This is a genomic window from Pseudomonas sp. LG1D9 (genome assembly GCF_002949995.1).
GTDB lineage: Bacteria > Pseudomonadota > Gammaproteobacteria > Pseudomonadales > Pseudomonadaceae > Aquipseudomonas > Aquipseudomonas proteolytica.
Genome location: NZ_CP026881.1, coordinates 432,932 through 455,948, shown reverse-complemented (window position 1 = coordinate 455,948; position 23,017 = coordinate 432,932). Strand labels below are relative to the sequence as shown.

At 58.3% G+C, this 23,017-nt stretch carries 40 protein-coding genes; 27 read left to right on the top strand and 13 right to left on the bottom strand.

Annotated features, from left to right (window positions below):
- Window positions 1-43: 43 nt before the first annotated feature.
- The 12 genes from C5F71_RS02215 to C5F71_RS02170 form a co-directional block, all read right to left on the bottom strand.
- Window positions 44-1,201: a hypothetical protein gene (locus C5F71_RS02215; protein WP_104910521.1), complete on the bottom strand. Its 1,158-nt coding sequence runs from the start codon at window positions 1,199-1,201 to the stop codon at window positions 44-46.
- A gap of 156 nt (window positions 1,202-1,357) precedes the next feature.
- Window positions 1,358-1,729 (bottom strand): DUF4406 domain-containing protein, encoded by a 372-nt coding sequence (locus C5F71_RS02210; RefSeq protein WP_256588086.1) that lies wholly within the window; start codon window positions 1,727-1,729, stop codon window positions 1,358-1,360.
- Complete coding sequence (locus tag C5F71_RS29045; protein ID WP_177410393.1) at window positions 1,726-1,863, bottom strand: hypothetical protein; 138 nt, start codon at window positions 1,861-1,863, stop codon at window positions 1,726-1,728. The genes C5F71_RS02210 and C5F71_RS29045 overlap by 4 nt, the downstream gene beginning before the upstream one ends.
- Window positions 1,860-2,084, bottom strand: a complete 225-nt coding sequence (locus C5F71_RS02205; protein WP_104910519.1) for a hypothetical protein — start codon at window positions 2,082-2,084, stop codon at window positions 1,860-1,862. The genes C5F71_RS29045 and C5F71_RS02205 overlap by 4 nt, the downstream gene beginning before the upstream one ends.
- Window positions 2,081-2,377 (bottom strand): hypothetical protein, encoded by a 297-nt coding sequence (locus C5F71_RS02200; protein WP_104910518.1) that lies wholly within the window; start codon window positions 2,375-2,377, stop codon window positions 2,081-2,083. The genes C5F71_RS02205 and C5F71_RS02200 overlap by 4 nt, the downstream gene beginning before the upstream one ends.
- A 22-nt stretch (window positions 2,378-2,399) precedes the next feature.
- On the bottom strand, window positions 2,400-2,552 hold the full coding sequence (locus tag C5F71_RS28875; protein WP_158682850.1) for a hypothetical protein: 153 nt from the start codon (window positions 2,550-2,552) through the stop codon (window positions 2,400-2,402).
- Between the two features lie 31 nt (window positions 2,553-2,583).
- Entirely contained in the window at window positions 2,584-2,985 is a 402-nt protein-coding gene (locus tag C5F71_RS02195; RefSeq protein WP_104910517.1) for a hypothetical protein, read from the bottom strand.
- A gap of 108 nt (window positions 2,986-3,093) precedes the next feature.
- On the bottom strand, window positions 3,094-3,453 hold the full coding sequence (locus tag C5F71_RS02190; protein WP_104910516.1) for a hypothetical protein: 360 nt from the start codon (window positions 3,451-3,453) through the stop codon (window positions 3,094-3,096).
- A gap of 466 nt (window positions 3,454-3,919) precedes the next feature.
- The gene (locus tag C5F71_RS02185) at window positions 3,920-4,378 is read right to left on the bottom strand and encodes a hypothetical protein (RefSeq protein ID WP_104910515.1); all 459 of its coding nucleotides are present in this window, start codon (window positions 4,376-4,378) and stop codon (window positions 3,920-3,922) included.
- 225 nt (window positions 4,379-4,603) lie between these two features.
- Entirely contained in the window at window positions 4,604-4,858 is a 255-nt protein-coding gene (locus C5F71_RS02180; protein ID WP_104910514.1) for a hypothetical protein, read from the bottom strand.
- 460 nt (window positions 4,859-5,318) lie between these two features.
- Window positions 5,319-5,702: a hypothetical protein gene (locus tag C5F71_RS02175; protein WP_104910513.1), complete on the bottom strand. Its 384-nt coding sequence runs from the start codon at window positions 5,700-5,702 to the stop codon at window positions 5,319-5,321.
- Window positions 5,703-5,729: 27 nt separating this feature from the next.
- Window positions 5,730-6,386 carry a LexA family transcriptional regulator gene (locus tag C5F71_RS02170; RefSeq protein WP_104910512.1) on the bottom strand — a complete coding sequence of 219 codons (657 nt, stop codon included), beginning with the start codon at window positions 6,384-6,386 and terminating at the stop codon, window positions 5,730-5,732.
- 99 nt (window positions 6,387-6,485) lie between these two features.
- Between C5F71_RS02170 and C5F71_RS02165 the strand changes: the two genes are divergently transcribed.
- The 18 genes from C5F71_RS02165 (at window position 6,486) to C5F71_RS02080 (ending at window position 16,069) form a co-directional block, all read left to right on the top strand.
- Window positions 6,486-6,689: a helix-turn-helix domain-containing protein gene (locus C5F71_RS02165; protein ID WP_104910511.1), complete on the top strand. Its 204-nt coding sequence runs from the start codon at window positions 6,486-6,488 to the stop codon at window positions 6,687-6,689.
- 28 nt (window positions 6,690-6,717) lie between these two features.
- Window positions 6,718-6,909, top strand: a complete 192-nt coding sequence (locus C5F71_RS02160) for a hypothetical protein (protein WP_058410615.1) — start codon at window positions 6,718-6,720, stop codon at window positions 6,907-6,909.
- Between the two features lie 18 nt (window positions 6,910-6,927).
- Window positions 6,928-7,116, top strand: coding sequence for a hypothetical protein (locus C5F71_RS02155; RefSeq protein ID WP_042559998.1), 189 nt, complete (start codon window positions 6,928-6,930; stop codon window positions 7,114-7,116).
- 127 nt (window positions 7,117-7,243) lie between these two features.
- Window positions 7,244-8,047, top strand: a complete 804-nt coding sequence (locus tag C5F71_RS02150; protein WP_104910510.1) for a KilA-N domain-containing protein — start codon at window positions 7,244-7,246, stop codon at window positions 8,045-8,047.
- A gap of 2 nt (window positions 8,048-8,049) precedes the next feature.
- Complete coding sequence (locus C5F71_RS02145; RefSeq protein ID WP_058410617.1) at window positions 8,050-8,358, top strand: hypothetical protein; 309 nt, start codon at window positions 8,050-8,052, stop codon at window positions 8,356-8,358.
- Window positions 8,355-9,059 carry a helix-turn-helix domain-containing protein gene (locus C5F71_RS02140; RefSeq protein ID WP_104910509.1) on the top strand — a complete coding sequence of 235 codons (705 nt, stop codon included), beginning with the start codon at window positions 8,355-8,357 and terminating at the stop codon, window positions 9,057-9,059. The genes C5F71_RS02145 and C5F71_RS02140 overlap by 4 nt, the downstream gene beginning before the upstream one ends.
- Window positions 9,056-9,796, top strand: coding sequence for a replication protein P (locus C5F71_RS02135; RefSeq protein ID WP_104910508.1), 741 nt, complete (start codon window positions 9,056-9,058; stop codon window positions 9,794-9,796). Before C5F71_RS02140 ends, C5F71_RS02135 begins: the two co-directional genes overlap by 4 nt.
- Window positions 9,793-10,140, top strand: coding sequence for a hypothetical protein (locus tag C5F71_RS02130; protein ID WP_104910507.1), 348 nt, complete (start codon window positions 9,793-9,795; stop codon window positions 10,138-10,140). The genes C5F71_RS02135 and C5F71_RS02130 overlap by 4 nt, the downstream gene beginning before the upstream one ends.
- A complete protein-coding gene (locus tag C5F71_RS02125) occupies window positions 10,137-10,412 on the top strand; it encodes a hypothetical protein (RefSeq protein WP_104910506.1) in 276 nt (91 codons plus the stop codon). The genes C5F71_RS02130 and C5F71_RS02125 overlap by 4 nt, the downstream gene beginning before the upstream one ends.
- Window positions 10,409-11,083: a hypothetical protein gene (locus C5F71_RS02120; RefSeq protein WP_158682849.1), complete on the top strand. Its 675-nt coding sequence runs from the start codon at window positions 10,409-10,411 to the stop codon at window positions 11,081-11,083. Before C5F71_RS02125 ends, C5F71_RS02120 begins: the two co-directional genes overlap by 4 nt.
- Window positions 11,080-11,283 (top strand): hypothetical protein, encoded by a 204-nt coding sequence (locus tag C5F71_RS02115; RefSeq protein ID WP_104910504.1) that lies wholly within the window; start codon window positions 11,080-11,082, stop codon window positions 11,281-11,283. The genes C5F71_RS02120 and C5F71_RS02115 overlap by 4 nt, the downstream gene beginning before the upstream one ends.
- Entirely contained in the window at window positions 11,276-11,746 is a 471-nt protein-coding gene (locus tag C5F71_RS02110) for a hypothetical protein (RefSeq protein WP_104910503.1), read from the top strand. Before C5F71_RS02115 ends, C5F71_RS02110 begins: the two co-directional genes overlap by 8 nt.
- On the top strand, window positions 11,743-12,021 hold the full coding sequence (locus tag C5F71_RS02105) for a hypothetical protein (RefSeq protein WP_104910502.1): 279 nt from the start codon (window positions 11,743-11,745) through the stop codon (window positions 12,019-12,021). Before C5F71_RS02110 ends, C5F71_RS02105 begins: the two co-directional genes overlap by 4 nt.
- Window positions 12,012-12,617 (top strand): recombination protein NinG, encoded by a 606-nt coding sequence (locus C5F71_RS02100; protein WP_104910501.1) that lies wholly within the window; start codon window positions 12,012-12,014, stop codon window positions 12,615-12,617. Before C5F71_RS02105 ends, C5F71_RS02100 begins: the two co-directional genes overlap by 10 nt.
- A complete protein-coding gene (locus C5F71_RS02095; protein ID WP_104910500.1) occupies window positions 12,614-13,195 on the top strand; it encodes a hypothetical protein in 582 nt (193 codons plus the stop codon). Before C5F71_RS02100 ends, C5F71_RS02095 begins: the two co-directional genes overlap by 4 nt.
- 226 nt (window positions 13,196-13,421) lie before the next feature.
- On the top strand, window positions 13,422-13,754 hold the full coding sequence (locus tag C5F71_RS02090) for a phage holin, lambda family (protein ID WP_104910499.1): 333 nt from the start codon (window positions 13,422-13,424) through the stop codon (window positions 13,752-13,754).
- A gap of 97 nt (window positions 13,755-13,851) precedes the next feature.
- Window positions 13,852-15,213 carry a DUF1073 domain-containing protein gene (locus C5F71_RS02085; RefSeq protein ID WP_158682848.1) on the top strand — a complete coding sequence of 454 codons (1,362 nt, stop codon included), beginning with the start codon at window positions 13,852-13,854 and terminating at the stop codon, window positions 15,211-15,213.
- 67 nt (window positions 15,214-15,280) lie between these two features.
- Window positions 15,281-16,069, top strand: coding sequence for a phage head morphogenesis protein (locus tag C5F71_RS02080; protein WP_104910497.1), 789 nt, complete (start codon window positions 15,281-15,283; stop codon window positions 16,067-16,069).
- Between the two features lie 4 nt (window positions 16,070-16,073).
- Here C5F71_RS02080 and C5F71_RS02075 read toward each other — a convergent pair whose 3' ends face one another.
- Window positions 16,074-16,391 carry a hypothetical protein gene (locus C5F71_RS02075; RefSeq protein WP_104910496.1) on the bottom strand — a complete coding sequence of 106 codons (318 nt, stop codon included), beginning with the start codon at window positions 16,389-16,391 and terminating at the stop codon, window positions 16,074-16,076.
- Window positions 16,392-17,047: 656 nt separating this feature from the next.
- Between C5F71_RS02075 and C5F71_RS02060 the strand changes: the two genes are divergently transcribed.
- From C5F71_RS02060 to C5F71_RS02020, 9 genes are read left to right on the top strand one after another with little or no spacing between them, the layout of a single operon-like run.
- Window positions 17,048-18,076, top strand: a complete 1,029-nt coding sequence (locus tag C5F71_RS02060; RefSeq protein ID WP_158682847.1) for a DUF2213 domain-containing protein — start codon at window positions 17,048-17,050, stop codon at window positions 18,074-18,076.
- On the top strand, window positions 18,076-18,585 hold the full coding sequence (locus tag C5F71_RS02055; RefSeq protein WP_104910492.1) for a hypothetical protein: 510 nt from the start codon (window positions 18,076-18,078) through the stop codon (window positions 18,583-18,585). The genes C5F71_RS02060 and C5F71_RS02055 overlap by 1 nt, the downstream gene beginning before the upstream one ends.
- Window positions 18,586-18,597: 12 nt before the next feature.
- Window positions 18,598-19,575 carry a major capsid family protein gene (locus C5F71_RS02050; protein ID WP_104910491.1) on the top strand — a complete coding sequence of 326 codons (978 nt, stop codon included), beginning with the start codon at window positions 18,598-18,600 and terminating at the stop codon, window positions 19,573-19,575.
- Between the two features lie 9 nt (window positions 19,576-19,584).
- Window positions 19,585-19,929 carry a hypothetical protein gene (locus C5F71_RS02045; protein ID WP_104910490.1) on the top strand — a complete coding sequence of 115 codons (345 nt, stop codon included), beginning with the start codon at window positions 19,585-19,587 and terminating at the stop codon, window positions 19,927-19,929.
- A gap of 60 nt (window positions 19,930-19,989) precedes the next feature.
- The gene (locus tag C5F71_RS02040) at window positions 19,990-20,427 is read left to right on the top strand and encodes a DUF4054 domain-containing protein (RefSeq protein WP_256588084.1); all 438 of its coding nucleotides are present in this window, start codon (window positions 19,990-19,992) and stop codon (window positions 20,425-20,427) included.
- Window positions 20,424-20,924, top strand: a complete 501-nt coding sequence (locus C5F71_RS02035; RefSeq protein WP_104910489.1) for a hypothetical protein — start codon at window positions 20,424-20,426, stop codon at window positions 20,922-20,924. Before C5F71_RS02040 ends, C5F71_RS02035 begins: the two co-directional genes overlap by 4 nt.
- A complete protein-coding gene (locus C5F71_RS02030) occupies window positions 20,924-21,343 on the top strand; it encodes a hypothetical protein (RefSeq protein ID WP_104910488.1) in 420 nt (139 codons plus the stop codon). The genes C5F71_RS02035 and C5F71_RS02030 overlap by 1 nt, the downstream gene beginning before the upstream one ends.
- Window positions 21,336-21,893 carry a hypothetical protein gene (locus tag C5F71_RS02025; RefSeq protein ID WP_158682846.1) on the top strand — a complete coding sequence of 186 codons (558 nt, stop codon included), beginning with the start codon at window positions 21,336-21,338 and terminating at the stop codon, window positions 21,891-21,893. The genes C5F71_RS02030 and C5F71_RS02025 overlap by 8 nt, the downstream gene beginning before the upstream one ends.
- Window positions 21,877-23,007, top strand: a complete 1,131-nt coding sequence (locus C5F71_RS02020; RefSeq protein ID WP_104910486.1) for a DUF3383 family protein — start codon at window positions 21,877-21,879, stop codon at window positions 23,005-23,007. Before C5F71_RS02025 ends, C5F71_RS02020 begins: the two co-directional genes overlap by 17 nt.
- The last annotated feature ends 10 nt before the right edge of the window (window positions 23,008-23,017 follow it).

Here is a 23,017-nt window from a genome sequence, read left to right as displayed (position 1 = left end):
CCGCTCTGGAGGCATAACGATATCTTGGGGCATTTTCATAACCTCAGAATTGAATGGAGACGTTCGGCACTTCGCCGCGGGCGATCTTCAGCACGATGGCCTTGGCCAGCTCTTCGCTGATGTTCATATCGATCAAAGCCTGTTTGGCTTCGCCCAGGATTTTCGACTTGTGCGCTACGTCAGCCTGGCGCGCCTGCTGCTGGCGCAGGATTTCATCCGCTGCCGCATTGGCACGCGCAATCTCGTCTTGGCGGGCCTGTTCAACTGCTGCTGCTTGGCGCTCGGCAGCGGCGACACGCTCTTGTTCGGCGCGCTGCTCGGCGGCGATGCGGTTGGTTTCAGCCTGTGCCGCAGCTGCGCGGGACTGTTCGGCCTGCAGTTCCAGCTGTAGGCGTTGGCGCTCGGCAGCGGCCTCGGCATCCAGTACGGCCTGTGCGGCGGCGCGTTGAGTGGCGGCGGCCTGGTCCAGCAGTTCCTGCTCGCGGCGCGCTGCGGCATCACGTTCGGCCTGGGCTTCTTGCTCAGCCTGGATTCGGGCCTGTTCGGCGGCCACTCTGGCAATCTCTGCATCGCGGTTGCGCTGGGCCTGAGCTTCTGCCTCTGCACGCAGACGTGTCAGTTCGGCCTGTTCGGCCTCTTGCTGGGCGCGCTCGGAATGCAGGGTGCGCAGCTTCGCCAGAGTCTGGTCCTTCACCTGCGCGGCTTCGGCCAGGAACTCTTCCCATGCATCGTTGATTTCGATGGCTTCGAGATCGGCAATGACCCGGGCAACCACGGATGCCGGTGGGGTTTCGCCGAACAGGACCATGTCCTTCATGCTGTCGATCCCATCGACGTGCTTATCTTTGCGTGCCTGGTCGGCGTTTTCCCAATCCGTCAGGGGTTGACGGGTGGAATCGCGCAGGTTGTCCATCTTGGTCACGAAGTCTCGCAGCTCGGCTTCCACCACCTTCGGCATTTCCTTGAGGCGCTTCAGGTAGTCGCGACCAGGCGTCTCGACTGCCTTTTTGGACTTGCTTACCGTTGCGGCCAGGGATGCAATGCGAGCGCGACCTTTCACAGTGCTCAGATCGGGCACCTCGCCGGTGACTTCTGCCTTTACCGCCTCGAAGAACTGGCCCAGGCCACCGGCTACGTAAATGGCAGGAGCATTGTCGGCGCTGATGTCGTCGATGGTGATTACTTGCTGTTGTGCGGACACGGTGACTCCCTGCCGCGATGCTCGCAGCGATTGAAGGTGTGGGTTATTGAGTGATTCGATCAGCGAGCGCGCCGAGCAACATCACGAAAGTAAAGAATGCGAGTGCTATGGCAGACCCGCGCCAGAAGCAGTAGCGCTTGGCTCTTTGGTAGGAGGTCATGGGCTAAGCCTTTCAGGCTCTGCGCCGTCAGCAAACATGAACACAACGCCAAGCTCTTTGGCGATGGATACCTCAAGGCGTGCGCCACGTGATGCGGTCCAGCCCGGCAGCAGCATGATTGCCTCGCAGCTTGCAAGGCAGCCAATGTCGTAGCGGAGGTAGTCCGCCCACTGGGCGCCAGGCACAAGGCCATGATCTGCTGGATTCTCTACGTGCCAACCAGCAGCGCGCATCTTATCGGCCATCGCGTTGAAGGCCGGGAAGTTGTAGTCAGCAATGCCGGTCATTGGGCCAGCTATGTACACGCGCATTTCCCGGTCAGCGTCGAGAAGAACGCGTGGCACGCCGCCAATCTTTTGGTTGGTCATAAGCTCACCTTGCAAGTCCAGCGGCCCGCACACTTGCAAGGCTGCTCGATCCATTTCACTTCGGCCAAAAGCAAGAAGCCTCGATTTCTCAAGGCTTCCACGATTCCTGTAAATGATCCGGCGATGATAGTCATGACGCCTCTCCTTGCCGGCGCTCGTAGATACGGTGCAGGCGCTCGGTGTAGTGGACATCCTCAGCCGCGTCGATCACGCCAAGGGTGCGGAAGATCAGGATTGCGGTGTTGGCCGAGGCCTTGACCGCGATAGGGCTGCACTCCGGGTCGATCACCCTGGCGATGTAGCTTTCAAGCATGCCGACGGCCAGGTCGTGCTGGGATGGCTGTGAGTGAGTCATGCTGCCAGGCTCCCATAGCGGCGCTTGCGGGCGTCAATCTCATGCCACAGCGCCTTCTCGATCATCGGGACGTAGTCCTTGCTCTCGGCAATCACCGCCAACTCCATCTGGCACACGTCCATAGGAACGCCGTCCTCGTCGTACATCGTTCCCGACACGACCTGAAACTCCAGTTCCCGGCTACCGAAGTAGTCCCAGTCACTGTTCCATGTGTTCCAGCTCGGCTTGATGTCCTCGCAATACGTCACCTCCACCTGGAGGACGTACCCTTCAACAATTACTTCGTAAGTCATGGTCGCCTCCAGGGTGTCGGGGTTATTTTTGCGTGCAGAGATAGCCGCGAGTGGTGCCTTCCTTCTTGATCTGCAATGCAGCCTGCTCGCATCGCTCAAGCGATGAATACTCAGCAGTAGTCACGGTCGTATTGGGATAGCTGTATATCCAGATCCACAAGATATAGGCGCTCATGGCGACCTCCAGTGTTTGGGGTTAGGCGGAATCAGCGGCGATAGGCGTCTTGGAGTTGGCGCTTGAGCGACTCGACTTCGTTTTCAAGCTGCTTGACGCGGGCGCCGACAATCTCAGGGCCCATCAGGTCGCACAGTGGCTTAACCAGTGCCTCGTATGGGCTGAAGCTGATGTAGTGATCGACCCAATAGCCATCACTGACCTTTACCATTGAGTCGCTGACCTTCTCGATCTTTCCGGCGATCATGTTCTTGATGACCTCGGTTACCCGAGCGCCAATGTTCGAATCGGTATCGGTCACGACGTGCGGCAAGTACGCGCAGTAGAGGTCACCCATGACCCCGTCGATCACTTCCTTTGCCTGCGCCTTGAGTTTATTCATCGCCTCAACCAGCAGTTCTTCACGCACTTCTTCGTTCGATTTGACGTCCATGGCTTGCTCCGTTGTTTGTTTGGTTCACCTGTATTCGTCAACACTCATGCCTCCCGCTGGTTGCCGATGGGCGCGGGGGAGGAGTGCTGACGGATAAATTGAATTCGTTTAGGCGGCGGGTGCCGATGCCGTTTTGCGGCCTGTCTGCAGGTCAATAGCGTGGGCGTTGTACTGTCTGGCGATGCGCTCGTAATGCTCTTGCAGGGAGCGAAGAGCGCGAGCGAGAGTTGCATCGCTTGCGGTATGCAACCACCGAGCCCGCGTGCCGTAGCCCGCGCTTTTAACTTGATAGCTGATACCGCGATCATCCTCGCGCCGCTCTACGCGCAGAGTCGAAAGTCGGTTAGAGCCGCTGGTTTGAATGCCGGTCGCGATGAACACAACATCCGAATCCTTGCCTTTGTGAACGGTCCAGCTATAGCCGGGCATGATTTTCACCAGCTCGGCTCTGAATTCTGATCGCTTCATGAATGTTTCCCTGATTCGGGGGAGGAGTGCTGACGTAATAGAGGCGCGTAAAAAAGCCCGAGCATTGCCCGGGCTTTCGGTGCTCCACATAGACCTCCCTACGTGGCGCGGGGTATCTACTTCACTGAGCTATTTCATGGCTGTATCCCCCGTTGCTTGCTGGAAAGAAAATCCGCATGTGCGGGCTGCTGCTACCTTTCGGCTCCCTCCCGGCGGGATGTGCAGTGGGCCCCGGGTGATGCAGATAACGCTGGATTCCCGGGCGTCTCTTTCGATATCGCCACCAGCGCGAGAGCGGCTATCTGTACCTGCATCGGGGTGTGATCTGACCCAATCCGCCTACACACCATCGATGGATGTGCATTCGTCGCAACCAGATCACACTCCGATACAGCCTCTCCCTATACGAGTCTCCCCAAGGAAAGGATCGGGCCAATTTTCGTCTGGCTGACGTGCAAGGAGAGGATTAGGCCGCTACCGATTGATTCATCAGTTCGGCGTAAGCGCTGAGCGCTTCTTCGCGGGTATCGCCGAATGCGTAATTAGCCGACGACTGCAGGTCTTCAAACCCTTCGCCTACCACGCACCACGCACTGCCATCCTTCATCACGCGGATGGCCCACCAAGGCTTCTGGAACCCGTCAGTGCGGCAGGTGTTGCAGGCCCAGGTGCCGCCGTAGATGAAGCCTGTTTGCTTGCACTGGCCGTGCGGGAATGGATGAATGAAGTAGATCTTGCCGTCGCGGATCATTTCGTCGGCCTTGTACCATCCCTGCATGCGCTCGGCCTTGTATGCGCCGTCGATGGCATCAGCAAGCTCAACTCCTTGAACGCGAGAGTTGAAGCCGCCACCAAAATGGGCATCGAGGCTTGAAGGCTTGAATATCTGGTAGGCGTATTGGATCTTGCTTGGCCGCTTGCTCATGGCTTGCTCCAGTTGATAGGGTTTCCAAATACCTCCAGGGGGGCTAGAGGCATTTGTGAAACCAGATGGCAGGCCTGAAACAGCAGGGCGCCATCTGTGAGCCCGGTCCAGCTACTGGCTACGGATCGGGGTAGTTCGTCAGAGGTTTGATGCAGGGGGCGGCCTTGCGCCGTGTGGACTCATCCGCATCCCGCTGCGCACTCTGTGAATGCGCAGGAGGATGGTTCATGCTGCAAACAGCTCTTGCTGGTGTGGCTGAGGCGAACAGCGCTGGATTCCGGCCCGTATGGCTGACTCCAGCAGTTCGGCGTCTTGTTCAAGCTCAGGGAAGGCCTCGGCAAACTCGCTGACCGCGCTGCGCAGACCGGCGGCCTCACGCTGCAGAGCTGGAATCACGATGCTGATCATGTTGCCGATCGTGCGCAGATCAAGGCTGCATTCCCGGCAAAGCCGGATGTAGTCGAGGATGTACTTGGGCATTTCGTCTCTCCTGGTTGTCATCCCAAGCAGCCCTCGCGAGAAGGCTGCTCAGTGATGCTGTCCAGTTGAACCCCCGAGAAATCCTCGGTAGTTCGTTTCTCCACCACGCGCATCGCCCGATTCATATCTCTGGCCAGGTCACACATTTCGTGTCCGGTGTTCTTCCTGGCTGGCTTGCGTGGTTTCGCGTACTCACATGTGGGAGTACGGCAGCTATCCAGAGGCTGCATGGGCGGCGGTTTAGCTTCTTCCGACCCAGGTAATGGCCTGGGTACGTCGCGGGGGTCACGTCTGGTTGTTAAAGAGCGGCAGGCCCTGAGGCCCTGGCGAGTCCCTGTTGGGTGACTCGATGGAGTGACTATACGAATCCTCATAATATTGGTCAATACGTTTATGCATAATATTTTCTGTAGGCGTAAAAAAACCCGCGGCGGCGGGTTGTGGTTTTCTTTCTGCCTGGTTAGCTGCATCCGTTCATACCAAACTGCAATACGGCTGATTGGGCCTCTCCGATGCTGGCAGGCCTAACGTAGACCTTGCCGTCAGACGATTCCACAATGTATCGGATAGACATAGCGCTATTGTTCTTTCCGGAAATGTACAGCGAAGCCGAACCGATTTTTGACAGTGGAAACATGCTTTCTATTTTCACCGAGTCGATCATGGCGTACCCCTTACAGGTCTGGCTTGTGCTGCCAAGGCTATTCAGAATGTTAGCGCCTAGTTTGCGCACAAGGCTTTCGCTAGCCTTATCAAAGGCGACATGAGCATCCCACGCATAAGCAGCGCCCGCGCTGGCAGAAAGAAGCGCTCCCAAGGCTAAAACCTTTTTAGCTAAAGACAATTAACACTCCTTCTGGCTTTGATTTCTCTAAAGAACCGATCTAGGCCATTTAGCATCAATCACACGACCTACAACTGTCCAGGTGTTATCCACCTCAACCGTTGGGAATGCTGGATTAAGAGGCTTGAGATAGGCCCTTCCAGAGTCCCAGATGAACTGCTTGAATGTCGCTTCATTGGTGTCGATCAGCTTAGCAACGACGTACTGGCCGTTCTCCACGTCGCCGCCAGGTGCCACCAAGATCAACATCCCCTCGCTAAAACTCATCCCATTACTCGAGGTCATTGATGGACCTCTCACCTTCAACCAGAAGCCGTTAGGGCCAGCCCAAGCATCAGACGGGTGCATCGCCTCAAAGTCGCCTACGTTGAACAAGTCCATTGCCTCCGCCGCAACTCCTGCCTGCACCCAGCTTATCTCTGGGTATTCGTAATATCTGTTCGGCCCCGTAGCCGCCTCCACGTTAGCGTCAAAGGCTTCGTCGCCAGTGCCGTACATTAGCCATTCCGGCGAAACCTTCAACGCCTTGGCCAGCTTGGCAATTGTAGGCATGCGCGGGCTTGCGCTTTCCCCTGACAAAATCCGGTTGATCGTTGGCTGCGGGACGCCAGACCTCTTACCGAGCTGCGTTTCGTTTAGTTCGGCGTCGGCCATTTTTGCGCGGATGCGCCCAGCGATATCCATTACTCACCAAATATACGAATGCGGATTATGAGAATTCTATTGCATGGTGCAATGCATATTCGTATGATTTGTCATGCAAAACCTCATAGGATTCCAGTCATGACAGTTCAAGAGATGTTGAATCGCCTTTTCCAGCTCGGGCTGTCGCAGACAGAAGTAGCTGAACACTGCGGCACCACGCAGGCCACGATCTCCCGCGCAGCCAGCGGCACGATGGTCGGCTACAGCACAGGAAAAGCCATTGAGCTCTTGCTTGCTGAGCGTGAAGAGACCGCCAAGAACACCGAATTTCAAGCCGCTTAAACCCTTCCAATCACACAAGGAAACACAGATGTCGTACTTCGCACCTGACCACCTCCACGACAAGCCAACCAAGGTTCGCCTGGATGAGGTAGCCGATGACCTGCTGACGGCTATGGCGCGCTTTCAGCGGACCCAGAAAGCCGTGCTCGCTCGCGAAATCCTGGAGCGCGGCCTGAACCAAATGATGGAAGAGCTTAACGCGAAAACAGACGTGGCCTGAAGTAGCCGAGGAGGCCCTGTGCCTGAAAGAAAACCGCTGGAAATCCAGCTCGACTGGCAGGGACTCGCTGATCTGGAGCTATTGGCCAGACGCAACGGGGTAACACCAGAAGAGATGGCCGCAACAATCATGAACCGGGCGCTGGATCGAATGACCCGGCCACCAAAGAGCCGGAGCAACGTCGCTTCCATAGGACGCAAGGGCTGATAAGTCCCCCAGGGACTATTGAGGATCTGCCAGTGAAACAACCAAGCAGTAAATCGGACGCACAAAAAAGCCACCGGGCAATGGTGGCTTTTCGTGCAGCACATACAACTAATGTCTGGAGCGAATAATGCGCACTCAGCAGATTAATGTCAACACCACCTCTATCCATTCCGCGCCACGATTCGTTATCTCTGAAAACGTGGCGCGCATTAATGAGGTAAATATCGGGGCCGTGATGATCCGTCGTGACGAGGAAGGTCGTTACTCCTTGAACGATCTTCACCGGTCGGCAATGGAAAGCGGTAAGGCTACAGAAAGCCAGCGCCCTGGTAACTTCCTAAAATCTGAGTCGGTATCCGCTTTTATTGGGGCTCTCGAAACTGCTACGAAAATAGCAGTTTGCGTGAAGCGGCCAGGGCGCGCCGGCGGAACCTTCGCCGATGAGCTGATCGCTATCCGCTATGCGGCCTGGATCGAGCCAGCTTTTGAGGTTGACGTATATCGCACTTTTCAGTCGGTTAAGCGATCTGCGGCCAACAACATCCGTGAAGGGGTTGATCGGGCCATGTCCCGCGAGCGAGCCCGCCTTGAGGCGCCAGCCCTGACCGACGCCATCAAGCACGGGCGCCTCGCCGCCGGCAAAGAAATCAAGCACTACCACTTCAGCAATGAGTTCGACCTGATCAACCGTATCGCCCTGGGCATGCCCTCCAAGGCTTACCGGGCTGCGCATTGCATCAGCCCCACCGATTCCATCCGCGACCACCTGACTCCCTGCGAGATTCGGTGCATCGAACACTTGCAGCGCGTCAACGCTTCTCTGATCGATGTAGGCATGGACTTCGAATCCCGCAAGCAGAAGCTCAGCCAGATCTACATCCAGCGCCATAGCCGGGATCTTCTCTCCGAAATCAAGCGCCTGGAGTTCTGACCATGAAAGACGAACCAAAAATCCAGGCGACGATGATTGACGACGCCTACATGGAACAGTTCACCAATGACCAGCTCGCCTATATGGCTTGGGACAAAAGCGAGTTCTCTCTGAGCGTCTACCTGGATGAAGAGGAATCGAAGTGTGAAGACTGCACGAACGACGCCCGTTTCGAGCTTATGACGGCCGTTCTTGCTTCTAAGGTGTTGATCCGCCGCCTGACCGGTGTCGACCCTCGCTCCATTCGTGAAAGGGCTTTTAACAAGCTCCTGAGAAGCGATTGCTTGCCTCAGTGGGAGACCCTGCAATGAGCATGGAGCTGATGGTCAAGGCCATGAAGACCAAGGTCGGAAACCCGCTGCGCAAGCTGGTACTGATCAAGCTGGCTGACAACGCCAACGACGTGGGCGAGTGCTGGCCGTCGTATCAGCATATCGCTGATCAGTGTGAGATCGGTCGCTCCACTGTGAAGGTTCACATTCGAGAGCTGGAGAAGTGCGGCCTGCTGCGTCGTGAGTTCCGTCGCAAGGGTGAGCTTAATCAGTCGAATCTCTTCCACCTTTCGCTTAATAGTGGGTCAGGAGCTGCCCTACCTGGGGCAGGAGATAACCCAGGGGGTGGGGCAGGAGCTGCCCCCAGAACCAGTCACTCTTTTGAACCAGTCAAGGAACCAGTAAAAGAGCCGGTCGCTAAAGCTCCCTCTCGCACAAAATCGAAGGCTGAGAAATTCGACCCGCTGACTGCCAAGCCGACCAATGTCAGCGCCACTGCTTGGGCTGACTGGTGCCAACACCGCAAGGAGATCCGCAAGTCGCTGACCGCCACTACCTGTGCCCGTCAAGCCAAGACCCTGGCAGGCCACCACGACCCTGATGCCGTGATCAACCAGTCCATCAGCAATGGCTGGACCGGCTTGTTCCCGGACAAGGTTGTGGCGGGCGGCAGGACTGTTGGCAACGGCCCGGACTTCTACGACAAGTCGTGGCGCGCCGATACGAGTGATGACCTATGAAGAACATCACTCAGATGATCCCCGGCGCCGCTCGGGCGCTGGGAACCGCCGCCCCTTATCAGTCCCCGGCGCAGATCGGCAGCCAGCTTGGAGTGGTGGACGACGCCACCGGTGAAGTGGTCGAGCGCCTGTTTCGACAGCTGCAGGCCATCTTCCCAGCCCACAAACAGGCATGGCCTGACGACAAGGCCAAGGCTGCCGCGATGCGCAACTGGACTATGGGCTTCATGGCCGCTGGCATCCGTTCTCTGGAGCAGATCCGCTATGGGATCGAGCAGTGCCGCAAAAGCGGCTCACCGTTCGCTCCAAGCGTCGGCCAGTTCATAGGCTGGTGCACGCCTGGACCTGAAGCGTTCGGCTTGCCAGCGAGCGCTGACGCATGGGTGGAGGCATTGATGGGCGTCTACAGCCACGAAGGTGTGCGCGTCGCGGCCAACGAGACTGGAATATTCGACCTGCGTTCCGCCAAGCAGGAAGACAAAGGCCTGCGCCAGCGCTTCGATCACAACTACGCCGTGGTGATCCGCCGCGCCCAGGAAGGCCAGCCGCTGGACGGCAAGATCCTGATCGGGATCGGACATGACAGCCAGAAGACCGACTTCGAACTCGCAAATGAGCTGGCCGACCAACAGACCCAGGCGCGAATCCTCCAGCAAGGCATCCCGGCCGACGGTAAGTCAGCCCGCGAGCTGCTGCTGGCCAAGTTCGGCAAGAAGACCACGGAGCAACGGCCATGACCGACAAGATGCGTGAAGAGTACGAAGCATGGGTTCTCAGCGAATACCCGAACCAGCGCATGAGCAAGTTTGCTGACGGCGAGTACCACAGCACCACGATTCAGTACTGCTGGCTTGCATGGCAGGCCGCGCGACTTCCTGCCGGCGTCGTTTCAGCAACCGCATGGCGGGTAGTCGACGCCAAAGGCAAGCGTTTCACCGTTTACAACAAGGATCTGGCGATGGCTATCGCTGATGCCGGGCTGCACGTCGCCCCAATGTGTGACGTTCCGCCAGAGGGATGGGAGTGCAGTCGTGTGTCCGGCCACGAAGGCCCGTGCGCAGCCTCAGAGGTGACGCCATGAACGACAAGGTGCGTGAAGAATTCATTGAGGCGTTCGTGAAGCAGTTTGGCTTCGGTCGGATGGCTGCCTCCAGTAATCCAGACGCCGCCGGGATGCTTGCTTGCGCTGAGTGGGCTTGGTTTGCGAGCCGCGAGGCGCTGGTGATTGAGCTGCCAGAGGACTTCACAAGTGTCGGAAGCCCGAACATGCGGATGCTAGTCGCACACCACCGCGAGATTGTAGGCCTATTGGTGCAATCCATCGAAGCAGCAGGCGTGAAGGTGAAGTCATGAGCAAGGACGGAATTAATGTGAATCAAGCACCCGATGATTTCTACCGGCCGCAAATTCCACCTGTTGCTCCGCCGCCAGCGAATTCCTCAACCGTCAAGCCTTTGCCTTGCCGCTGTGGCCGTGAAGCGGAGTGGCTATTGGATGGATCACTCTTTGGCTGCAACTCATGCTTTGTCTCTGGCACAAGCATGGCGGATTGGAATGCCCTTGTGGGTGTGGATCCCGCACAGCCGGAAGCGCAATCAGGCTACGAAAGCTGGAAGTCAGGCTACTCCGAGGGCTGGCGTGTCGGATCGAAAGTGGCGGTGGACGAGCGACTTCAGCTCAAGACCGAAAACGATGCCTTGAAGGCGAAAAGGCTAGCAAGGGCGGCGCGCGCCAAAAAGCTCGTCGGCATTGCCAGCACTCATCGGCGTGACGCGTTGGTGCTGCGCAAGGATCTCGAATCGCACAAACGCATGCTTCTGGCTGCTGCCTGCGACCTTGGCGCGATTGGCGAAGCACTCAAGTCCGACATGGACGATGACGGCGACGCATTGCTTGGCATGGTCATCGACCTGAAAGCCCAGAACACCCGAATGCTGGAATGGCTCAAGGACATCAGCCGCACATCCGGAGACAAAGGCGCTGTCATGGGCGCGCGCCAACTGCTCAAGGAGTTCGCCGAATGAATGACTTCGACCAATCGGTGCTCGCGTATTACCAAGAGCAGGGTGGTGGTACTGCCTGGATCTGCTCAGGATCCCTGAATGCTACTCGGGAAGACGTGAGCAAAGCTCTTCAGCGCCTCAAGCGCAAAGGCGTCATGAAAAACAAAGGCCCATTCTGGGAGTGGAAAGCGCCATCGCGTCAGGAGGTTGGCTATGACTGACAAGATCAGCGTCAACTGCCGCTCCATGCTCACTGAGGCCATCACCCGCATGTCCAAGATGTTCGAGGACAAGCACTTCGTGGTGGTGAGCCTTCGCCCGGGCAAGGACCGAACGCTTGACCAGAACCGCCTTTGGTTCGCGATGTACAAGCGCATTGCCGAGATGACCCAGATCGGCGAGCCAGAAGATGCGCGCCGGTACTGCAAATTGCACTTCGGCGTGCAGATCCTGTTGAACGAAGACGCAGGATTCCAAGCGGACTGGTACCAGGTCATGCGCCCCCTAACGTACGAGCGAAAGCTTTCACTGATGGGTGGCTGCAATCTGTTCGGCCCTGATGGGATGCCCGTGACAAGCCTCTTCAATCGATCTCAGGGCATTCAGTACACCGATCGCATCGTCAGCTACTTCACCGGGCAAGGCGTGTACTTCTCTGACCTGCTTAGCCAGGAGGCCGCATGAGCCATAACTTCAAATCCGGCGACCTTGCCCTCACGCTTCGGAGCGGTTTCGGCTTCCCTGCGATGACCGTGGTAAAGCTCGACGTATTCCTACGTAACGGCGAGACGGCGCAAGAGCCAGACGGCTGCCTCTGGACTCCGAAGTTTGGTGGCTGGGTAGTTTATCGCGAGGGCATGGATGGCGCGGGCTTCTTCCGGCCTGAACATCTGATGCCTCTTCGCGGCGACTTCACCCATGAGCAGCAGAAAGCCAAGGAGGGTGAGCCATGCGCGTAGCCATCGAGAAGAAGGCGCCCAAGCCCAAGACCTGCAATAACCCAGCATGCAGGGCCTCATTCGTCCCGCAGCGCCTCGGTCAGGCGGTGTGCAGCCCTAAGTGTGCGCTGGCCACCGTAGAGGTGCAGAAGGCCAAGGAGAAAAAGTCGCTGGCCCAGGCCGAGCGCCGGGATATCAAGGTGCGCAAGGAGGCGCTCAAGACTCGCGGCGACCACATTCGCGAAGCCCAGCAGGCGTTCAACGAGTACATCCGCACCCGGGACCAGGCCGCCGGCCACCTCTGCATATCCAGCGGCAAGCCATTGGACTGGAGCGGCAATGCAGTAGATGCCGGCCATTACCGCAGCGTCGGTTCTGCGCCACACCTGCGCTTCGATGAGCGTAACTGCCACGCCCAGAGCAAGCAGGACAACCGGTTCATGTCTGGCAACGCCGTGGACTACCGGATCGGCCTGATCGCGCGCATTGGCCAGGAGGCGGTCGACGCCCTGGAATCCGACCAGAGCGTTCGCAAGTACACCGTGGATGAGATCAAGGCCATCAAGGCCAAATACCGGGCAATGTCCAGAGAGCTGAAAAAGGGGGAGGCAGCATGAAGATCAACTCAGCGCGCCAAGCGTGGCATGACTGCAAATACAACCCTGCCCCCGGCCAGACCTCTGACGTTGTGCAGTTGGGCGTGGTGGTGCAGAACACCGAGCGAGGGCCCACGGCTAACCACGCGGTGCACGGGGCGTTGGCTGGGCATATTCAGTCGGCAATCGCCCGACTGCACCCGCAGATCCGTGTCTTCGGCGACTTCATGTACGCCGCCGAGCAGAGCGACGATATCCGAGAAGCGGCGGAAGAGGTCGTTTTCCTGGTGGTGCAGAGCCGATCGCCACGCATGACGGCAGCTAAGCGCGAGAAATTGGAGTTCGTGGTGAAGGGGGTAATGCGCCGGTACCGGCATATGCATCAGGGCGGCCAATCGGCCAACGAAGACCCGCTGGCCAACGCCGAGAAGTTCCGGGCGTGGCTGTGGCAGGTGTTCGAGGTACGGCTGGAGTCGTGCAATTGGGAGCGAGATTGGGGTGGTGTGCTGCAACTGATCTTCGAGTGCTGCGAGGATCTGGACCGTCGCGCACTGAGCCCCGTTGCAGCGGTAATTTACGAAATGCGCGAGGCCGCATGAGGGCCTATTGCGTTCCCGTGCGGCTGGTGGCATATTAGCGCCATCCTGATAATTTTGCCTTCGGCAACTCAATCGAAAACCATTAAAGCCTCGCCATCGTGCGGGGCTTTTTCGTTTTCGGCTCCACCACACCCATTGCTCCGAGCTGGGAGTGCTGTGTGAGCCGATTCAATTCCGCAGGTCATGGCCTGTCGTATCCCTAACTCCCTGACGGGGAGGAACCGAGATGTCCAACATGCCAGACAAACCAGACACCTGGGCGATAGCGCTTGCGTGGTTGAGCCAGCATTCGCCAATCCTCTATGCGGCTGCGTTGTCCTGTGCGATGGCTGTTCTGCGAATCACATACGGTGGCGGCACCCGCCGCCAGATGATCGTGGAGGGCGCTATCTGTGGTGGCCTGGCCCTGACAATCATCAGCGGGCTGGAGTTCTTCAATCTTCCCCAGAGCATGGCCACCTTCGTCGGCGGCTGGGTTGGCTTCCTGGGTGTGGAGAAGATCCGTTCAATTGCTGACCGGGTGACTGACTTCAAGCTTCCTGGCCGCAAGGTCGAATAATCCGCGCCACGTTTTCACAACCGCCGTTTCGTGGCGCGAGATAGATCAATTTATGACCACATCAAAACCGCGAATTCAGATTCAGGCCGGTAAGGTCGTGTCAACTGATAGTTTGTCGAACATGGTGGCCAACATCGGCACCAACCGAGACAAACGCACCCACAACGTATTCGGCTTTGAGTTCGTCAACCAGATTGAGCTTGAGGCGGCGTACCAGTCGAACTGGATTGCCCGTCGTATCGTGGACAAGCCGAACGAAGATGCGCTGCGTGAGTGGCGCACGTTCAACGGCAAGCAAGCCAAGGACATCGCGAACGAAGAGCGCCGCCTGGGTGTGCAGCAAGCCTACCTTGATACTTGCTGCTGGGCTGACCTGTACGGTGGTGCCGCGCTGCTGATGGTGACCGGTCAAGACCTGAGCGAGCCTCTCGACTTGAAGAAGGTCAAGAAGGGTGACCTGAAGAACCTTGTCGTCCTCGACCGCTGGGACATCCAGCCAACAGAATTCAACCTGACCGACCCGCTCAAGCCAAACTGGATGCTCCCTGAGTATTACATGATGGTGAACGGCGAGCAGCGTATTCACTACAGCCACATCATCCGCCGCACTGGGGCTCGCCTGCCGCGCCGCATGCGGATGTTTGAGCAAGGTTGGGGTGACAGTCGCCTACGTCGCTGCATGTCTGACCTGCGCGATGTGGTGGCTACCAAGGGCGGTATTGCCTCACTGGTACTGGAAGCCAACGTTGACACCATCAGTGTTAAAGGCCTGAAAGGTGCCTTGGCCAGCGCTCAGTGTGACAGCGTCACCGAGCGTTACCGATTGTTCGGGATGATGAAGTCCATCGTTAACTTGGGTCTTCTGGACGCCGAGAGCGAAGAGTTCGACCGCAAGAGCATCTCGTTCTCAGGGCTAAGCCAGATCATGGAGCAGTTCATGGTGTGGACTGCCGGCGCGGCAGAGATGCCCGTCACTGAGTTGTGGGGGCAGTCAGCAGCCGGCCTTAGTTCAACCGGTGAGGGCGACCTGAAGACCTACCACGGCACCATCAAGGGCAAGCAGGACGGACAGATGCGCCTGGACCTGGAGGCACTAGATAAGGTGCTGATCCGCTCAGCCCTGGGCGACTACCCGGATGACATAGAGTTCGAGTGGAATCCACTGGCCCAGACCTCAGGCATCGAGCAGGCCCAGGAAGACCTGGCTATGGCCCAGGCTGACGGCATCTACTTGGAGGCAGGTGTGATTCGCCAAAGCCATGCCATGAGGCGCATCCAGGCCAGTAGCACGTACGCCATCACCGACGAACAGATCGCCGCCCAAGAACAGATCGAGAAGGATCAGGACAATGGAATCGGCGACGACGGCGAAGGTATCCCCGGTTTCTCCCTTGGAGAAGCTGACGGCGACAAACCTGGCGATGCTGGAGCGGCGGAAAAAGAAACCCCGCGCCCCTAAGCCTGTTCTGCCAAGCCAAGAGGCTGAGCGCTACTACAGCGGACAGCTTCGAGGCATGGTTAGGCTGATGGCTGCCGAACTGGTCAAGGCGCTTGAGCCTGAGCTGAAACGGCTGAAGCGCGACTATATTGCCGATGCCAAGCCCACCATGGACGGCTGGACTGATGACATCCTCGCAGCAATACGCGGGGTTTCGCGCCGGTTCAGCTCATCCCTTTTCGAGGCGCAGATCCAGCGCGTGGCGGCCAGTACTGTCAGCCGGGCCGAGGCAGATAACGCCGAGGACTTCCGCAAGTCAGTCAATCAAGCGGTCGGCGTCGACTTCCAGCTGATCACTCGTACCAAGGGTATGCAGGACTATCTGGAAGCCTCCACCGCTGAAAACGTCAACCTGATCAAGTCCATCCCCGACGAGTACTTCAAAAACGTCGAGACGATCGTACTGGGCGGCATGAAGAATGGTCTCGCGCCTACCGCCATCGCCAAGCAGATACAGGCCGAGACGGGTGTCACCGCTCGACGGGCAAAGCTCATCGCGCGCGACCAGACGTCAAAGCTCAACTCCGACCTGACCCGGCAGCGCCAGGCAGCAGCAGGGATTGAGTTCTACAAGTCGGTCGATGCGGGTGATGTGCGTGTCACCGGCAACCCGGCGGGCAAGTACCCCAACGCCAAGATCAGCTGCTGGGGTATCGCTCGGCAGGACATCGGTTATGGGGTTGGCGTGTACAAGGTGGCTGATGGCGCCCCGTGGAAAGGCGAAACAGGCCTGCAACCGGGGCGGCACCACGTGCTTTGCCGCTGCGTCGGAATTAGCCTGATCCCCGGCGTGAACTACTTCCCCGACAAGGAGTGATGGGTCATGGCATACCCCTTCCTATCTCGGAGGCGGCGTATGTAATGGCTTGCCGAGTGGCTCGCTCGTAGTCATCGGGTCCGCTGACAAAAGCCTTGTGCCAGTGACCTTTATCTTCTTTTCCACGGCACGCCATGACTAAAGCGGGGTGCGGGAAGGTGATGGCGATCTCAAGCTTCACCGCCAGTCGCAGCGCGTCTCCGTCGTCGGTGAGCGGCATCCAATAGCCGTCCTCAGTAACGATTGCGTTTGCGCGGGGCGAGTAATCCCCATCAACGCCAGCTGCTTTCGCCGCCAGTTCCAGCAATTCACGATCATTCATCATTGTTCTCCTTGGATAAGCACTCGATAGCGAACTGAACAAGGTACGGCGCCTTACGGTGCTGCTTGCTGCCCTCGTCGGCCAAGTAGTACCGCATCATGCGGTCGCTTACGCCTAGCAGGTTCGCAGCTTGCCGCTGACTGACATCGGCCTGCTCCAGTAGGTCTCGCAGATAGGTGGGTGACGGGTTGTGATTGGATGAGTCCGGCTTCATTTTCTGGGTCCGGTGATGGAAGAGAGAAAACCCCGGTCAAGGGGTTTGTGGTGGTTATTTAGAGCAGTGCCTCCACGCGCCGTATCGAAAATCTACTTCGCCGACCAGAACTTGGTGGCGAATTTCAGGTAGCACTTCCTCCCCGGGGCACTCGGTAGGAAGCTCCCCCTCTGCACATTTGCAGACCCTGCATTGATTGAGCGCAACCTCACCGTTTCCATCTTCGATTTGTCGATAGCTATCACTGTCGCCCGTCTTGATGAAGTCGTGTTTCATCTCGTCTTGCTCCGATATTCGCCTCGCCTAAGTGGCCGGCATAGGTCTTACTGTATAGGAAATAGTTTCCTAGTCAATAGGCGAAACCAAATATATGAAAAGAATGACCATCGATGAGGCCTTCAAGCCTACGTCGCGAACACTCACGCCCGAGGGATTCCTCTGCGTGAAAGGGGTTGCAGCGCGCACCGGGGTTTATCAGTACCTGTCGAGCGAGCTGGAGCTTGAAGGTCCTGAGCGGATCGTCAACGTCTACCGCCCGCCAGCCCAGGTGTTCGCCCCTGAGTCGATGGCGACCTTCCCCGACAAGGACGTGACCAACGACCACCCGGACGACCTGGTTGACTCCAAGACGTTCAAGAAGGTGTCAGTCGGCCATGTGCGCGGAGTTGCGCAGGACGGCGAGAACCTGGTGGTCGACCTGATCATCAAGGACCAGACGGCCATCGACGATATCGAGTCGGGCAAGGCCGAGCTGTCCCCCGGCTACCTGGCCGAGTACGTCGAAGCCCCCGGTACCGCCCCAGACGGCACCGCATACGAATACGAGCAGCGTGACATCCAGATCAACCACGTCGCCGTTGTAGAAGCAGCGCGAGGCGGCAAGGTCGCTCGCATTTTTGACCACAAACCGAAAGGTGTACCAATGGCACAACGGAAAGTCTTTTTAGACTCCAAGAAAAGCCGCTCCATCATCCTTGACGAAGAGGCTGCTTCGGTAGTCGAAGACGCCGTTGCAGCGCTTCAGAAGTTCGCGGATGAAGAGTCGGATCGCGCAGACAAGGCTGAAGCCACCAAGGACGAAGCCGAAGAGAAGCTGGAAGAGGCCAAGAAGGAAACTTCTGACGCCGCTATCGGCGCTCGCGTGAAGTCCACCCTCGACACCATCGCCCTGGCCTCCAAGGTTGTGAAGTCGTTCGACGCGAAGGGCCTGGTGTCCCCGCTCGAAATCAAGCGCGCCGCAATGGCGCAGCTCAAGCCGACCCGCGACTGGGCTGGCAAGTCCGAAGCCTACGTCATGGCTGCCTTCGACGCCGCTGCTGATGAAGCAGACGAGAAGGACGACGGCGACGACGACAAGACCAAAACCGACGACAGCCTGAAGCAGTTTGCCAAGGACGCCGCTAACGCTGGCACCAAGACGACTCTCGACGGTTCCGCCGCTTACGCCAAATACCTGCGAGGTGAGAAGTAATGGGTACTGCAATTGACACCTTCGGCCAGTACGCCGGTAAGGCCTACGAAGGCCAGATCAATGACCTGAGCATGGCGGACGTCACTACCGCTGTCGCCTCGGTCGCCATTCCATTCGCGCGCGCAGTGATGTCCGCTGCTGTCGACAAGCAAGGTGCACTGCCTGCTGCTGGCGCCGGCTTCTTCCTGGGCATCTCCGTTCGCAAGCCTGTTGGCGTGAGCGGCAGCTACATGACCGGCCAAGTCTCCGACAGCGGCAACGCAGTTGGCGGCTACCGCCTGAACGAAGAAGTCAGCCTGCTCAGCACTGGCCGTGTCTGGGTCAAGACCCTGGCCGGTGCCACCAAGGGTGCCCAGGTCTACGCCGTGCCGTTGACTGGCGAGCTGACCAACGCTTCCACCGCAGGCAATCACCTGCTGCCTGGCTGCGTATTCAAGACCACCGCGGCGGCGGGTGAGTTGGCGCTGGTACAGGTCAAGTCCGACGTCACCACCACCATCGCCGCTTAAGGATCAGATCGAATGAAGACTTTCGACGCTTCCCCCCAGGCGCAACTGGGCTTTCTGTTGGGTCAACTGACCTACGTTGAACAGGAAGTCCTGCGCCAGCCTTACCCAGAAATCAAATACCCTTCGATCCTGACCGTCGACACCTCGGCGCCTGACTACACCGAGTCGATCGCCTTCAAGGTACTCGACTACAAGGGTGAGCCGGCACCAATCGGTGACGTTTCCCACGATTTCCCACTGGCTGAAATCGCTGCCAAGGTAGGCGGTGTTGACGTAGTTCAGGCTGGCCTGGGCTACACCTACACCCAGATCGAAGTCGGCAAGGCCATGCAAATCGCCAACTCCGTCGGTTTCGGCGGCGCGATCAACCTGTTGGCCGAGAAGCCAATCGCAACCCGCACCCTGACCGAGCAGTGGCTGGACCGTGTAGCGTTCGTCGGTGATGCTCGCTGGCCTTCGCTGACCACTGGCGGCCTGCTGAAGTATCCAGGCGTACCAGTCGTTGCTACCGGCACCCTGCTGGGTGGCGCGAACAAGACCATCGCCCAGATCCTGGCTGGTGGTGGCGAGACCGCCGCGAACGAGATCCTGACCCTGCTGAACAACGCCATCCTGCGTGTTTACGCTACTCAGACCAACTCGATCTTCCGCCCGACTCACATCCTGCTGCCGCTGGTTGAATACGGCCTATTGACCACTTTCCGGATCCCGAACACCTCGGAAACGCTGGTCAGCTACCTCGAGCGCGTGCTGAACATCAAGATTGAGCCAGTCCTGCAGGCGTCAACCGCCGGCGCTGGTGGTGGCAATCGCATGATGGTTTACACCAAGAACGCCCAGTTCGCTAAGTTCCACCTGCCAATGCCTTACACGCTGAACGCGCCGATCCCGTCTCACGGCGGCCTGCGCTTCGAGGCTGCTGGCGTGGTGCGCACTGCTGGTACTGAGCTGCGTGTTCCGATGTCCCACCTGTACGTTGACGGCATCTAAGGGGGTCACATGGCTGCGAAGAAAAAGCAAACCAGTGAATCCACTCCGTCGGAATCGACAGTCTGGACCAACGTCAGCAAGAACCCGGTGATCCTGGGCGACGGCAGCACTGTAGGGGCTGGCGAGCAAACCACCCCAGAGCAGGCTGAGTTCGCTGATGGATCCTTGTGGGAAGACCACGGCATTCTGGTCTCCGGCGCGCCGGTTCTCATGGATGATGGTGCCGACCAGATCGCGGCGCTGACTGCCGAAGTCGAAACCCTACGGGGCCAGCTGGCTACCGCTGGCAGCGAGAAAGAAGCGCTGGTGGCTGAAGTCGAAGAGCTGAAAAAGCAGATCCCTGTCAAAGAGTGATCTGAGCAAAGCCTAATAGCCCCGCCCAGTGCGGGGCTGTTTCATTCTGGAGTCTGACCCGTGGCTGAACTGACCATTGAAGTGACGCCGGCGATAATTGCGGACTTCCGAGCGTTCTACCCTGAATTTTCTGATGTCACCGCCTGGCCTGATGCTTCCATCACCCGGGCGCTGTACATCGCACGCGGCGAGTTTGGCGGCTGTGCGAATTGGGGCGACTACAAGCCCTACTCATTCTTCCAGCGAGGCTGGTTCGCCCTGGCGGCGCACTACCTGACCTGGAACAACGCTACAACTGAAGCCACCTCGGCCGACGGCAGCGCATCGACCCCCTACGCACAGTCCAGCAAGTCTGTACGTGACGAGTCGGTGTCCTATGCCATCCCGGCGGCGAACGCCAATCTGACGGTGTGGGAAGCATCCCTGGCCCTTACTCCCTACGGCCTTGAGTACCTGCACCTGCGCTCTCGGGCTGGCATGGGAGCGATCTGCGTATGATCGAGCCAACCATAAGCATGGTCGGGACGCAGCAGGTTGAACAAGCACTGAAGCAGCTCGCCAAGCGACTTGAAGGTCAGACCCGCGTATTGGTCGGGGTGCCAGAAGGCGCCGGATCATACGAAGACGGGTTGACCATTGCCACCATCGCCGCAGTGAACAACTTCGGGTCGGCAGATGGACGAATTCCTGCTCGGGAGTTCCTTCAGCCAGCTATCAACGAAGGCGCCCCGCAATATCAGCGCCTGGCCGAAATTATGATTCCAAAGGTGCTGTCGGGCTCTATGACAATGACCACGTTGCTGGAACAGATGGGCAACCTTGCCGAAGGTCATGTGAAGCAAAAGATCACAGACGGCCCATTCGTGGAAAACGCCGAGTCGACCAAGAGAGCCAAGGGTTCGGACAAGCCCCTTCAAGGCAAGACCGGAAACTTGCGCCAATCCATCCGCTACGTCATCGACGAGAGCACGGAACCACTCGAAGAGGGTTTGTGATGGGCCTCAACATGCGCGGCCACGTCAGCGGGCCATTCATCACCCACAAGGGTGTGGTGCTCAACCGCTACTCCAGCGAGATAGTCGACTTTGAACCGGTCCTGGCCATCACCTACACCGACGCCTTCGACGCAAACGTGCAGCCAGTCAGCGACAAGGAGATCGAATTCCTCCAGATCGGCGCCGAGCGCATCAATGACGTTCGGGTGATCCACCGCAACGACGGTAAGGGTATCGAGGTTTCGACCCCCGGCAAGTTGGCCGACATCCTGATATTCGCCGAGACGCCCGACAAGCCTGCAACCTGGTGGAAGTCCATTGCGACCGACTACCGGCCTTGGCACAACTTCTGCCGGGCCGTGGTGGCCAAGCTTGACCCTAGCGAGATAGCCAGCCTAGAGGCGCATACAGATGCTTGACTCCAAAGCGCTATCCAAGGCGGTTTGCAGGATTGTCGTGGCTGTTACCGGGCTGCCGGCCGACAAGGTGATCCTTGCCGACATCAATACAGCCGCCCCTTCTGGCAGCTACTGCGCCGTGCGCCTGCAAAACCCGGAGCAGTTCGGCCAGGCGCTCAACTCGCAAGCCAACGTCCGCGCCGTTGATGACCCTCAATACGAGGACATCATCGCCAAGCTGGCAACCCAGTTCACGCTTGGCTTCAGCATCAACTTCTACCGAGCCGGCGCCGTGATGTATGCCGCCGCCCTGTGCGAGGCGAACAAGCGAGAACCGGTGAAGACCATCCTGCGCGCTGCAAAGCTTGGCTGGTCCCGCGTGTCACCAATCAACAACCTGACCGGCCTATATCAGGCCGCCATGGAAGAGCGATCCCAGCTCACCCTCTACCTGTATGGCGAATCCATCGCCGAAGACCGCGTACAGCGGATCTATCGCGCGGGCTTCTCCGTGCAAACCGAACAATCTGGCGCTGTCGCGCAAGGGGAAGTAAATGGCTTATCCGGCTGAAGAAATCATCAACATCAACGTCCTGATCAACTCGGCCGGGCTTGGGACTTCCAACTTCGGCGCGGGCATGGTGTTTGCGGACTTCGATTCATCGAGCGATGCGACATTCGTGACCGGCACCTACCGTGACTACGGCACAGCGGCCCAGGTAGCAGAGGATTTCAACATTGCCTCCGACCCATACGCCGCCGCACTTGCTTGGTTCTCGGCTATTCCCAAGCCGAAAACTCTGCGCATCTACCTGCGCATCGAGGAAGACACCCCTGTCGAATCTCTGAATGACGCAATCAGCAAGGGCATTTGGTTCTACTGGTACGAGTTCGAAACCTCTATCCGTGCCGTGGATGCAGATGTTTTGGCCCTGGCGGCTGCTGGCGATGCCGCGAGCAAGTTCTTTGCCTTCACGACCAACCAGGCAACCGTTCGCGACCCGTCTGTAACTACCGACATTGTCAGCAAGGCATTTGTGCAGGGCTCTCGCCGCATGTTCATTGTGAGCCATGCTACCGAGCCCTACGCAGGGTTTGAGCTGGCGGCTGTGTTCAGTCGTGTAAATTTCAATGCGGCCAACTCGACCATCACCGGCGAATTCAAAAAGCTCCCGGGCATCGACGCCGAAAGCCTAACGCCTACCGCCTACAGCACCATGAAGTCGAAGGGCGCGATCTTCTACACGGTTGTCGAGACCGGTGGCGAGAAGGACATGGGGCGCATCATCAACTCCAAGACCACTTCCACCTTCGGCGAGTACATCGACGACGTGTTCAACCTTGATGCCTTCGTCAACTTCGAGCGTGTGGCGCTGTACAACGCCCTCACCAAGGTTCCTACGAAACTCCGGCAGACCCCGCCAGGCCAGCAGGTGCTTATCAACGCAGGCTCTCAGGTCGGCGAGGTATTCATCGACAACGGCTATCTGGGCGAACGGATCTTCACCGATGACGAAACCGGTGAAGAAAAAATCAGCCGGGGATACGAGATGCTGACCAAGGCGGAGGAAATTCTTCGTATTTCTGACGCTGAACGCGCAAATCGTGACTCCGCACCAATCCGCATGCGCATCTTCCGCGCTGGCGCTATCCATGCTGTCGACCTGACCGCCAACGTTGAATAAGGAGCGCTGA